Annotated in this window: 10 protein-coding genes; 6 read left to right on the top strand and 4 right to left on the bottom strand. The window is 39.1% G+C overall.

Features of this window, described 5'->3' with window-relative positions; genetic code table 11:
* Positions 1 to 172: 172 nt before the first annotated feature.
* Entirely contained in the window at positions 173 to 502 is a 330-nt protein-coding gene (locus tag NE535_RS01120; protein ID WP_188843134.1) for a YbaB/EbfC family nucleoid-associated protein, read from the top strand.
* A 2,112-nt stretch (positions 503 to 2,614) separates the two neighbouring features.
* On the opposite strand, the gene NE535_RS01115 is transcribed toward NE535_RS01120, so the two are convergent.
* Positions 2,615 to 3,001, bottom strand: coding sequence for a DUF3301 domain-containing protein (locus NE535_RS01115; protein ID WP_261296851.1), 387 nt, complete (start codon positions 2,999 to 3,001; stop codon positions 2,615 to 2,617).
* Positions 2,998 to 4,011, bottom strand: coding sequence for a DUF3549 family protein (locus NE535_RS01110; RefSeq protein ID WP_261296850.1), 1,014 nt, complete (start codon positions 4,009 to 4,011; stop codon positions 2,998 to 3,000). The genes NE535_RS01115 and NE535_RS01110 overlap by 4 nt, the downstream gene beginning before the upstream one ends.
* A 109-nt stretch (positions 4,012 to 4,120) precedes the next feature.
* Between NE535_RS01110 and NE535_RS01105 the strand changes: the two genes are divergently transcribed.
* The 5 genes from NE535_RS01105 to NE535_RS01085 all read left to right on the top strand — a co-directional run bounded on the left by NE535_RS01105 (position 4,121) and on the right by NE535_RS01085 (position 9,076).
* Entirely contained in the window at positions 4,121 to 4,441 is a 321-nt protein-coding gene (locus NE535_RS01105) for a YqcC family protein (RefSeq protein WP_261296849.1), read from the top strand.
* 2 nt (positions 4,442 to 4,443) lie between these two features.
* Complete coding sequence (gene truC / locus NE535_RS01100) at positions 4,444 to 5,280, top strand: tRNA pseudouridine(65) synthase TruC (RefSeq protein WP_261296848.1); 837 nt, start codon at positions 4,444 to 4,446, stop codon at positions 5,278 to 5,280.
* Between the two features lie 92 nt (positions 5,281 to 5,372).
* Positions 5,373 to 5,834 (top strand): flavodoxin, encoded by a 462-nt coding sequence (locus tag NE535_RS01095; protein ID WP_261296847.1) that lies wholly within the window; start codon positions 5,373 to 5,375, stop codon positions 5,832 to 5,834.
* 320 nt (positions 5,835 to 6,154) lie between these two features.
* Complete coding sequence (gene purU, locus NE535_RS01090; protein ID WP_261296846.1) at positions 6,155 to 7,036, top strand: formyltetrahydrofolate deformylase; 882 nt, start codon at positions 6,155 to 6,157, stop codon at positions 7,034 to 7,036.
* A 120-nt stretch (positions 7,037 to 7,156) separates the two neighbouring features.
* A complete protein-coding gene (locus NE535_RS01085) occupies positions 7,157 to 9,076 on the top strand; it encodes an HD domain-containing phosphohydrolase (protein ID WP_261296845.1) in 1,920 nt (639 codons plus the stop codon).
* A 397-nt stretch (positions 9,077 to 9,473) separates the two neighbouring features.
* Here the strand turns inward: NE535_RS01085 and dapD are convergent, their stop codons facing one another.
* Together dapD and glnD are read right to left on the bottom strand one after the other, a co-directional pair.
* The gene (gene dapD, locus NE535_RS01080) at positions 9,474 to 10,298 is read right to left on the bottom strand and encodes a 2,3,4,5-tetrahydropyridine-2,6-dicarboxylate N-succinyltransferase (RefSeq protein WP_261296844.1); all 825 of its coding nucleotides are present in this window, start codon (positions 10,296 to 10,298) and stop codon (positions 9,474 to 9,476) included.
* 24 nt (positions 10,299 to 10,322) lie between these two features.
* Entirely contained in the window at positions 10,323 to 12,896 is a 2,574-nt protein-coding gene (glnD, locus tag NE535_RS01075) for a bifunctional uridylyltransferase/uridylyl-removing protein GlnD (protein ID WP_261296843.1), read from the bottom strand.

The following is a 12,896-nucleotide window of genomic DNA, read 5'->3' as shown; positions in this document are numbered from 1 at the left end:
GTTGATTATTCATCGCCATCGACAGTAAAAGAATTAGCCTATATGGCTTCAATAGGTTAGCAGCCTCGCAAATTTACATTTACCAGTTTGCTAATCGATATAATTTCAGTAAGATTAGCCCAATTTGGCAACTTGCTAAAACCCATTATTTAATAGAGAAAGAGAATCGATTATGTTTGGAAAAGGCGGCATGGGCAACTTGATGAAGCAAGCCCAAATGATGCAAGACAAGATGGCTAAAGTTCAAGAAGAAATCGCTCGTATGGAAATGACTGGCGAATCTGGCGCAGGCTTAGTGAAAGTGACAATGACAGGTACACACAATGTGCGTCGTGTTGAAATTGATCCAAGCTTAATGGAAGATGACAAAGAGATGCTGGAAGATTTGATTGCAGCAGCCTGCAATGATGCGGCGCGTCGTGTAGAAGAAAACCAAAAAACAAAAATGGCAGAAGTCACTGGCGGTATGCAACTACCTCCTGGCATGAAAATGCCGTTCTAATTACCTGATAGTCTGATTTTGCTCATCATTTAACCCTGTTAAATGTCAGGCTGAAATCGGACAAAATAGCGGTAAATTAAAGCCCAAGTTTTTCACTTGGGCTTTTTTGCATTTGGTACCCGTCTGTATTCCTCATTGGGATTTAGTTCTTTTCGAGTTAAGTTATTTTGTAATGTGTCCGCGACCTTATTTCACACTCCAATCAGCTAGTTTCCTAAAATGCCCTAAATTTTAATTATTTACCTAAGATTGATGTTTCGTCAGATAGAGTGGGAGCTCTCAATTATATTTAAAGCAATAAAGCTATAAGTGCTCACCATGGTGTGAGCAATCTCTTACACTCTTGTAGGTGTTAATGGTGATTGTTTTGCTACAAAGTCTGTTTTAAATTTATTTAGTGATTAAAATCAGTTAATTAAAGTTTTGTTTTTTTTTATGGTAGCTTGTTTTTATTAATGAACAATTTTATGCATTTTATTTGAATATCTTTTCGATACAATGATTACATCAAGTGAAAGAGACGGATAGGTTTGCTCGGGAAGAGTAATAATACTGAATTAACACTTTGAATATCATGGATGAAATAAGGACACGCTCAAGGAAATAGAGCATGAGCTCGGCAAATGGATAGCCGAAACAAGGATGGGTGAAAGCGAAAGCTGACACAAGGAATCAGGGATTGGAAAGCAGGATGCTAAAGGACAATTCAAAGGATTTGAATTTTCAGTATAAGGATGACTGAACAAAGGATTGAACTCAACTTACGTAAGTAAAGGATTGTTGAGAGATAACGGATTAAAGGAAAGCCAGGATGGCTAGACGCAAGGATGGGCAGGAAGCATTAATTTAGCAAGGTAGCTGACGTAAGAGTTAAAATGGGCACAACCTGATTTCAGGTTGTGCCTTTTTATTTGGCGAACAATAAAATCCATATTCGTATTTTACCACTATCTTTGTGAGAGATATCTCACAAAGGTTGTAGGTTAAATAGGCTTTGTTAATCAACTTTATCTTTACGGATGAAGCTAATTAACTGTTTATTATTGATATTTTATTTTTTACTGTTGTTTTGGACTGTTGTTTTTTTGTTGCATAGATGTTTTGTGCCTATTGTGTTTGACATATTTGGATTAATATTAACTTAAGAAACGGATAGCGATATACAGGATGTGGTGTAAGCAGGATGCTTAAGCGCACAGGATGTGTTGTAAAGGATTGCAATTGTTTGTTAAAAAGGATAATAACTCGTTTTATGGACAAGGCGAGATAAGTATCTAGGATTGATACTTAGAATGAGTTGCCCACTAGGATGGTGGGAAATATCAAAAAGGATTTCAAGGATGATAAAAGGACACGCTCAGGACAGAGCAGGCTCGGTCAAAGGATAATCGAGTAAGAAGGACAGTACGAAAGTACAAGGATTCTCAAGGAAAGAGCAAGGATAGGTGCAGGAGCAGCTGATACGCATGGATGGTGCAGGGAGCAAACAAAATAGCAGGAAAGCTTAACAAGAGAACAGAAGGCCGTGACTTAATGTCGCGGCCTTTCTTTTGCGATTTTGATTCAGCGAAGGAAGACGCTCAGCTATTTTAACACCTTAACTCTGCTATTTAAAAATAACCTCCTAAACTCTTAAGTAGTCAAAAAGTTCACATTAGTCATCAATAATTAGCGGCTGTTGATCTTTGCTGGTGGCGTTTTTTCGAGATTAAAAATGAATGAAGCGCGAATAATGGAGTGCAACTTGCTATCTAAACAAAATTCACGCAACAAAGTTTAATGCGTTTTTAGTCGAATCTTTCGGACAGTGTTTGTTGGCCATTTTACTTGACGACGACAAGAATAACTAAGCAGCAGAGCCTCTGCCATATATAAATGGCAAACAATTCGCTACAAAAAAATACTTGAGAAATAAACAGATCCTAGTGGGCCATTTATGCTGCAATATATCAAAAAATACTCTGTTAGCATTAGATTTAAACATTTCAAAAACTTGTTTATTGCTTAAGCTGACAGTTTGAAAGGGTTACATCATTGATTGAGTGTTTTATTGAGTAAAAAAATGCTATCTGTTTAGATAGCATTTTTTAAATGTAAAACTTACAAATATGATTAATGGCACTTACCTGAATTGCAACTATTACTTGTTCCACAACCACCAAACTTGCCTTTTGCCATTGGAGCATCAAGCCATTCTGGTTCAGGAAAAATAGGCCAATCAATTTTGTTAACCTTTTTTCCATGCATATTGATATGCCCGCGGTATTGATTCATGCCATCGGTACTAAATTCAAACATAAACTTAGCACGCCAGCACAACCCAGTATGTCCCCCCAAGCTTGGACGAGCTGATACCATTGCAATTGCCAATAATTGCACATTTTGTTTACCACAGGCTTGTTCAGCGATAACTCGGCTGACCTCAGCCATGTTCCGCAATTGCCAGAAAAATGCTGCAATAACGACTAAAGCAACTATCAATAAAAAGTCAGACATCATAGGCTTGCTGCCTTAAATAAACCGCCAATGGCGAGTGAAAGTTGTTCGCTACGTTCTGGGTTACGTAAATCTGTTAATAACGCATTGCGAAGACTGGGTATAGCAACAATATCAGCAAAAACCTGATTGAAAAAGGATTGTGATTGTTTTGCCAGAGCTTCTAAAAAGATTTTGCGAGTAGAGTCATCTTTTAATGCATTCCAGTTTCGTGCAGCGATAGTAATTAACATAGCATCATCAAGTTGGTCATTCTTGCTGAGGGTGTCAATTGCCTCTTGACTGAATAGTGCGTGTGAAGCCAATGCCTTTAAAAATACCCCTTTATACTCAATAGGTACTTGTTTGAAGAGTGCAAATACCGAGTCCGCTAGAGGCTGCGTTAATGTCAGATGTTCTAAGCATTCGCAAATAGCAGCTTGTACTTCAATTGGCGCGATTGGCAGAATGTTAATGATTTCTTGTTGGTGTTCAAATGATGCCATTCTGACGCAAACATCGGCTAGACCTTGAAAGCCTATATGCTGCCATTGCTCTGCGGGGATTTGGCCGCTAAGGTATTGAGCAGCCGATTCATATTGACTTGAGGCTTGCTGACCAAGTTGTTTTCTGACCAATGCATTAAATAAAGCCAGTTTTTGTTGATTTGGTTTAAAACTAAAAGGATGGTTAGCTAATTGTTGCTGTTGTTCATCTGTTAAAGCCTGAGTAGGATCACGTCCCAGTGCTTCTAATATCATTTTAATAAATTGTTGTCTTGGTGCGGGGGATAATAACCCTTGTTCATCTAAAGGCAGTTTGATAAACCAAATAAACGGTTGCTGATTTTCTTGCCAGAAAACAATAGCAAATAAAGCATGACCTTGGATTGGATAAGGGTAGGGGGAAACCAAAGATTCAATTTGATGAAAAGCCATCATATCGATGTTCTGGACTCGTCTTCCAAGATCATAAACCTGGAATTGAGTTCCAGCGGTGGCCAGAAATTGGCTTAGGGTGGTGATTTCTGTCATGGTAACTCGCTATACAACACGTGGCAATCTATGGGTATTAATGGTGGCTAATGTTATCATATTCAACCTTTAGCATCGCATTAGAGTCGTTATTTTTATGGTTTATGAAATGAGTTCGACGTTTTTAGTCGAATTAGAGTTGCAACTTAAAGCCAGCTCGTTATGGTCTACGCACACGCCGTCAGCTGCAGCAATGGCCAGTACAGCTCCATTCGCATGTGATGCCCTATCATTTGAACAATGGCTGCAATATATTTTTATTCCTAAAATGCGTCAGTTAATCACCACCAATAGCCCTTTGCCAATCCAAATGGCTATTGCGCCAATGGCTGAACAAACATGGCAAACCCAACCAGATAAACAGTCAATTATTAAACTGCTGATAAAATTTGACCAACTCCTTGTCAATCCTCAGCGCACGGAACAGTAACCATGAATGAAACTTATCTCCCCCATGATGCTGATAATAGCGCAGAACCACTTGATAGCGATACGCTGTGCGAAGCAGAACAAGAATTGCCTCCACATTTAGAGATTTTATTTGAAGACGAGCATATTGTTGCTATCCATAAACCTGCTGGTTTACTTGTTCACAGAAGTTATTTGGCTCGAAAGGAGCGCTTTTTTGCCATGCAATTGACTCGAGATCTTGTCGGTTGCCATGTTTTTCCTGTGCATCGTTTAGATCGTCCGACATCAGGTGTTTTGCTATTCGCTAAAAGCAGTGAAAGTGCACGTATTTTATGCGAGCAATTCGAGCAACACACGGTCACTAAGCAGTATTTAGCTTTAGTCAGAGGCAATATGCACGAAGCAGGAGAGTTGGACTACGCGTTAAAAGTTGAACTTGATGATGTTGCTGACAAATTTGCCGCTACAGATAAGCCTGCTCAAGATGCGGTGACGTTATACCAACCGCTGTTAAATAGTGAAATTCCTTATAGTTCTGGTCGTTATCCCACAAGCCGATTTGGATTGATAAAGCTAACACCAAAAACAGGCAGAAAACATCAATTACGTCGTCATATGGCACATTTACGCCATCCTATTATAGGTGATACAACGCATGGCGATGGTAAACAAAATAAATTTGGCCGTGAGCATTTCGGAGTTAACCGTTTATGGCTTATTGCTAAAAGTTTAACTTTTATTCACCCTGTAACGAAAAAATCGATGCATATTGAAACAGAGATAGAGCCTGAGTGGTTAACTGTTTTCGATTTGCTGGGTTGGGATGAAATAGATAGTGAGCCAGCAATCTTAATATAAATTAGCTAAAGAAAAACTTGCAATAAAACAAACCTATACAGTATGTTAAATGATATGGCTTAGTGTTCAAAAGACGCATAAAGGAAATTATTTTGGTTAATGTTAATTTAGTTTTTGGCACGGTTTATGGCAGTGCTCAATTTACAGCAGAAACCCTAGTGAAAAAAATAACTGCCCTGGGTTTTAAGGCGATATTAAAGCAACCTCATGAACTAACAGGTTTTGTTCCAAATGAGTCTGAATATCTTATTGTTGTGTGTTCGACAACAGGGCAGGGGGATATACCAGAGGACATATGGCCTTGGTTTGCACAACTAAAAACGACGGCGCCATACTTACCGAAATTAAAATACAGTATTGTAGGACTCGGCGATTCTAGTTATGACACTTTCTGTGGCGCAGCAAAACAGTTTGATGAGTTATTTAGCGAATTGGGAGCACAAGCTTTAACACCAAGACTTGAAATTGATGCGACTGAAACGATGGAACCTGAACTTGAAGCAATCAAATGGCTAACAACTTGGCAAGCCGCAGCAAGCGCAAACAAGGATTAAGCTATCTTTTGACTCAATTTCTATCCTTACAGTGGTTTAAATTCGCTCTGCGACTAAGCCACTCTTAAGGAGTGGTAGTAGTTGGTCAGGGCGTACAAGTTGTCTATGGAACCAAAGCCGAAACCTTAAGGAAACTTTTACAAAAATACATCGATTCTCGTCGCTAAACATCATTTTATTAATTATTAGTCACTTTTAATGTCAAATCATGAATTAGTTGATATTAATTCTGAAATTTAATTTAGTTTTAGGATAAAAATTACCAAAATCGCAGCAATTAGTGGCAGACTCAACTAACGGTGTATTTTAGGAGTTTAACCATGGTGCCATTATCCCCCCCAGTCGCTGAAAAATCTGTTCACACTAAGGTAACAAGAAGAATCCTCATTATAGATTGTGCTGATGAGCAGGGGCTTATCGCCAAAATATCAGGCGTGTGTTTTGAACATCATCTGAATGTGATTAAAAATAATGAGTTTGTCGATCATGCTCAAGGTCGTTTCTTTATGCGCACTGTGCTAGATGGTGATATCAATGAAGCTGATTTTATTAGTGCACTACAAGCTGTGTTACCTAGCAAACATCACTTTAAATTAGTAGATGCAGGTAAAAAACGAGTGGTGATTATGGTCACTAAAGAAGCTCATTGTTTGGGTGATTTATTGATGAAATCCTATTACGGAGGCTTGGATGTTGAAATAGCCGCTGTGGTTGGTAATTATGATGTATTACAAAATTTAACAGAAAAATTCGATATACCTTTTCATTTTATTAGCCATGATGGATTAAACCGTGAAGAACATGAGCAAGCTATGCTTAATGTAATCAAGCCCTATGAGGCTGATTATTTAGTACTTGCTAAGTACATGCGAGTGTTAACACCAGAATTTGTTGCACAATTTCCCGATCGTATCATTAATATTCATCATTCATTTTTGCCTGCTTTTATCGGCGCTTCCCCCTATAAACAAGCATGGGATCGAGGCGTAAAAATTATTGGCGCCACAGCCCATTTTGTGAATAACTGTTTAGATGAAGGACCTATCATTAAACAGGATGTCATTTCTGTCGATCATAGTTACAGCGCTGAAGAGCTCGCTCATCAGGGGCGTGATGTGGAAAAAAGCGTATTGAGTAAAGCGCTACAACTGGTGTTGAATGAACAGGTTGTGGTTTATGGTAATAAAACCGTGGTGTTTTAATCTTAGTTAAGTCATAGTGTTTGTTGAACATCAGGTACCATATTAAAATTTAATTACTAGCAAAATCATTTGTTTGGACTAATATTAATATAAGTTGATAATGACAAGGAACGGTATTAAATGCGCCAAAGACAAGACTTCTTTTTGAAGCATGGAGAACTACCAAAAGGGTTTGGTTTATCTTGGGCGATTTTTAATGATCGCCTTGAAATCATCCGTTTAAGTGAGACATTATATTCGCAAGTCAAAAAACCTATTGCAGCTATCGTAAAACAGCCGATGAGCGCGACGTTTCCCAATATGGATGTCGATCTTATCGACTTACAGTGTAGGGACTCAGAGCAATTACTGCATTTTATTGATACGCATGGTCATGCATTACAAGCCTCAATTGCTGCAATTGAAGGTACGGATGATCAGTGGTGTATTGTGTTTACCAGGCTAAGTTTAGATGAACAGTGGCTGATGGAGTTGCACCCTGATTATAACTTGGCGATACAATCAAGTGATGATTGGTTGCAGCAGATAGAAGCTGTGATGACAGCTAAACCAGATATGATATTTAAAACGGCTTTACAACAGGGGCTTGCGCTAACTCACAGTCAAGTAGGCTATCTTCATATTTATGATGAAAAACATAATAAAATTCTTCGTACAGCTTGGACTGATAAAGTGAAACTGTACTTTGCCATTCCTGATAATCAAATTTATTTGGCTGAATCGGGTATCTGGGCAGAAACGATTCATACTAAGCAAGCCACCATTCATAACGAACCGTTAGACAATTCAGTGAAGCTGCAAAAAGACGGTTACTTTGCATTTAAAAACCATTTATGCGTGCCAATTCGATACCGTAAAAAACTGGTTGGGATTATTGGCGTTGGTAACAGAGATAAACCGTTTACCAATGTCGATGCCAAATCCTTGAGCATATACGCCACTATTTTATGGCATTGTGTTGAGCTGCCTCGTACCATGAATACCATGATGAAACAGTCGGTCATTATAAAAGACCAAAAAGAGAAAATGACCCAAATCTTGGTGCAATTAATTGGCGCAATCTCTGAAGCCTTAGAGCTAAAAGATGCTTACACCGCGGGCCATCAAAAATCAGTCGCGCAATTAAGCTATTTAATGGGGGAAAAGTTAGGTTTGCCAACTGATCAATTAGAGGGATTAAAGCTTGGTGCTTTGATCCATGACATTGGTAAGCTTGCTATTCCTAGCCAAATTTTAGCTAAACCATCAAGACTCACACCGACGGAGTACGAATTAGTCAAACAGCATCCATTACAAGGAGCATTAATTGTGGATGAGGTCGAGTTTCCTTGGCCGATTAAGCAGATGATTTTACAGCACCATGAGCGATTGGATGGCTCTGGTTACCCTGATGGCTTAAAAGGTAAAGATATTATTATCGAAGCTAAAATTATTGCTGTTGCGGATGTTGCTGATTCGATTTTAAGTCATAGACCATATCGTCCCTCAATGGGAATGGAAGCGTTAAATGATGTATTAATGGATGGCCGAGGTAAAATTTTTGATGAAAATGTCGTAGATGCTTGTTTAGATATTTTAGCTATCCATGACCTTAAAACCGCAGAGTACGTGGGAAGTCTTAATTTAGATCCTGCTGTTATTATAGAAGAATATCATACGCTTGAGCATGTAGAGTCTATGCTGTTAAAAGCGAAAATGAATGTTGCCGTTGTTTTATCGGAACAAAATCGTTTACCCATTGGTGTTATTGATAAAAACATTCTGGCTTTTTGGCATAGCCCATTTATAAATACAGCCGCAGAGCGTGCGGCCGACAGAAGTTTACTTAATAAACGTGCTCATCAAATAATGGAGCATAAAATTAATATTATTGCTGAAAACACTATTTTGAAAGATGCGAAAGTCCTCATGGAAAAACATGCAATTGATTATCTTGTGGTACAAAATCTCGATAATCAGGTGATTGGTATCGTAACGTGGAAGATTTTAGCGAATGCATTGATGAATGAGTTAGATGAAGAGCGTTCTATGCAAAGTTAAAAAACCATTAAGTAGATAGTTAAGGTTCTGCATTTAAACATTAAGTTAAACTTTTAAAGTTGGCGTGACATTTTTGAATAGTGAATAGTTCAAGCCATTTCGATATTTTTATTATTAAGTAATGTTTGTTAAATTGCGGTTGTTGATAATAAGTTTTTATCAGAAAGTTGTTTGTCTAGGGCTGGGCATTTTTTTAAATGCAGGAAGCGAGCTGTTTATGCGTAAGTCTGGTTTTTTTCAGTATAAATTTTAAGCTTAACTGTATTTTCAATGTAGATTATCTGTCTGTCTTTATTCATCTATTAATTTGTATAACAATGATTTTATAAAGGGATAAGTTACAAATTGGCTAATAAAAAAGGCTCCTAAGAGCCTTTTCAACTAAGTTCAATCTTGATTAATCAACAATGCGTAATAATTCGTTAATACCGACTTTACCACGTGTTTTAGCATCAACCTTTTTAACGATGATTGCAGCGTACAAGCTATAAGTACCACATTTTGACGGTAAGTTGCCCGATACCACAACAGACCCTGCAGGTACGCGACCATAATGCACTTCGCCGGTTTCACGATCAAAAATACGTGTGCTTTGACCGATGTAAACACCCATTGAAATCACACTGCCTTCTTCGACAATGACGCCTTCAACGATTTCACTGCGCGCACCAATAAAGCAGTTATCTTCAATAATCGTTGGGCCGGCTTGTAATGGCTCTAACACACCGCCAATACCCACACCGCCAGATAGATGCACATTTTTACCAATTTGCGCGCATGAACCAACGGTTGCCCATGTATCAACCATTGTACCTTCGTCTACATAAGCACCTAAATTAACGTAAGATGGCATTAGTACGGTATTTTTACCGATAAATGAGCCTTTACGAACCGTTGCTGGCGGGACTACACGAATCGCTTCTTCTTTAAAACGTGCTTCGTCATAATCAGCAAATTTTTGCGGTACTTTATCAAAGTATTTGGTGTCACCACCTTCAATCACACCGTTGTCGAAAATGCGAAAAGACAACAAAACGGCTTTTTTTAGCCACTGGTGGACATGCCACTCGCCATCAATTTTCTCAGCAACACGTGCTTGACCTTTATCAAGCATGCTTATCACTGTCTCTACGTCAGCACGAATACTTGGTTCAACTGTGCTAGGGGTGATAGTTTGACGTGCTTCAAATGCCGCCTCAATGCGTTGGCGTAATGCCTCCATGGAACTCTCCCAATATCATATTAATTAACTAATTTGGTTCAACGCTAAATGCAGCGATGAAGATAAATGCTGTTGTTGTGCTTCATTGAGTGATTGACCATCTTGTGTTTGCAAGATGAAAAAATCTTCTGCACGCTCGCCGATAGTAGTGATCTTGGCTGCTAACAAGGTAACTTCACAGCGGTAAAGAATATCACCTACTTTTGCTAAAAGACCTGGTGTATCAAGGGCTATTAGCTCCATCATGCTGGTGTCTTGACGAATACTGGGTAAAAAGCTCACCTGTGTTGGCACGTTAAACGGCTTCATAATTCGCGCAAGCTTTCTGAACTTGGGCAATTTAGGATTTTCACTGGCTAAGGCTTTTTCAAGCGCTTTTTTGATGCTATGTATTCGTGACAGTTGCACGATAGGCTCGCCATCTTGTTCTAAAATGACAAAAGTGTCTAGTGCATAATTATCAATTGACGTCATGATATTTGCATCATGTACGTTTATATTTTTGTTATCTAAAACCGTCATTACGGTAGCAAATAGCTTAGGCCTGTCTTGGCTGTATACAAATAATTCAGTGCCGCCACGTGTCATGTGCTTTGACATTAAAACTAAGGGCTCATTCTGATCATGTTTGATTATCGCCTCAGTGTGCCACGCAACCTGATTAGGCTGGTGACGTAAAAAATATTCAGGTTTAAATCGACACCACAAAGATTGCATGTCTTTATCTTTGATGCCTCGGCGTAATAATTCTTTTTGGGCTTTTGCTTGGATTTCTTCTACACGAGCCTGTTCATCAACCGGTTTTTCTTTACCACGAGCTAGTACGCGTTGAGTTGAAAAGTATAAGTCTCTTAATAATGAACCTTTCCAGTTATTCCAGGTTTTTTCATTGGTGGCACAAATATCCGCAACGGTTAAGCAATATAAATAACTTAAATGAATAGCATCATGCACCTTGTCAGCAAACTCAGCGACGACATCCGGATCCGAAATGTCACGTCTTTGTGCGGTTACCGACATGACTAAATGGTTTTCAACTAACCAAGCGACTAGGCGACCGTCGTGATCATTCAGCCCATGTAATTTACAAAAATCAATCGCATCGCTCGCGCCCAATTTGCTGTGGTCACCACCGCGGCCTTTCGCTATGTCATGGAATATTGCACCTAAAACCAATAACCCTTTTTTTGGTAATTGGTTAATAAGCACAGCGCCTAATGGAAACTCATCTTTTTGCTCGGCCTGAGCGAATCTTTCTATGTTTAGCAATAATCTGTGAGTATGTTCATCGACAGTGTAAGCATGAAAAAGGTCAAACTGCATTTGACCTTCAATGCTTCGCCAAGCGGGCAGGTAAGACGATAAAATACCGTGTTTGTGCATCATCGAAAATGCGACTATGCCACGAGGATGTTTCAGAATATCCATAAATACCTTGCGGCAATCTGGGTTATCTTGAAGTGGACCGGTTAAGCTGCGACGAGCTTTGCGAAGTAATCGCAATGTTGGAGCATAGATATACTGAATATTAGAGTTTTTAACGGCATGTAAAAACAAATTTAATATTTCTTCTGGATGCTGATTAAATAACTCATTATCGAGCACTTCAATGTAATAACCGCGACGTTGATATCGCTCATTGATGGGTTGGATCTCTAATGCTTTAAATTGCCCGAGTGTTGCACGTTTGAACAACTGCAACAGCATTTGATTTAACTCCATTATGCGTCTGACCGTGCGATAATAGCGTTTCATCATCTGTTCAACCGCCAGTTGAGTTGCATCTTCATAGCCTAGCAGGCTAGCAACTTGGCGTTGTAAGTCGAATAACAAACGGTTTTCATTGCGATTAGCACTAATATGTAATGCAAATCGAATTTCCCACAGGTAGTTTTGGCATTCCAGTAACTCTTCTAACTCAGAAGGTTCAAGAAAATCATGCTCAACCAGTTCAGTTAAATTAGCGGCATCAAAGTGACGCATAGCCACCCAGGCAATGGTTTGGATATCCCTTAAACCACCTGGGCAGGTTTTTATGTTGGGTTCGAGGTCAAAAGCACTGGCTTTTGAGTGGCGGAGGGTTTGTTCTTCTTTTTTTGCGTTGTAGAACTCGGCAGAAGGCCAGAAATCATCTTGACGAATACGTTGATATAATTCGTCAAAAAGTTGGGTATTTCCGCATAAAAACCGCGCTTCAATTAAATTGGTTGCGATTGTAATGTCAGCTAGACCTTGGTCAATGGTTTGCGAAACAGTGCGCACACTGTGGCCGATTTCAAGCCCAGCATCCCAAAGGTATGTGATCAATTCACTCAGCTTTGCTTGGGTGTTTTGGCAGACTTCATCCTGTTCAATTAAAAACAGTAAATCGACATCAGAATAGGGGAGCAGCTCGCCACGTCCATAACCACCGACAGCGATTAATGACATAGGATACAGGTTTAGCTTACATTCTATCCAAGCTTCTTGGAGTAGGTTATCGATGAATGCGCTACGTTGTTTGACTATATCAGCGATGGAGTGCTTCGCTTTATATTGCTCAACTAAGCGCTGGTTAAGTTCTAGTAAGGTATTTTTAGCTGCCAGCGCGGTATTCAT

Origin of the sequence: Shewanella holmiensis (assembly GCF_025370255.1) — a bacterium.
In the GTDB taxonomy this organism is placed as follows: domain Bacteria; phylum Pseudomonadota; class Gammaproteobacteria; order Enterobacterales; family Shewanellaceae; genus Shewanella; species Shewanella holmiensis.
Note: the sequence above shows the minus strand (reverse complement) of the source record. Positions and strands in the feature narration are given on the sequence as shown.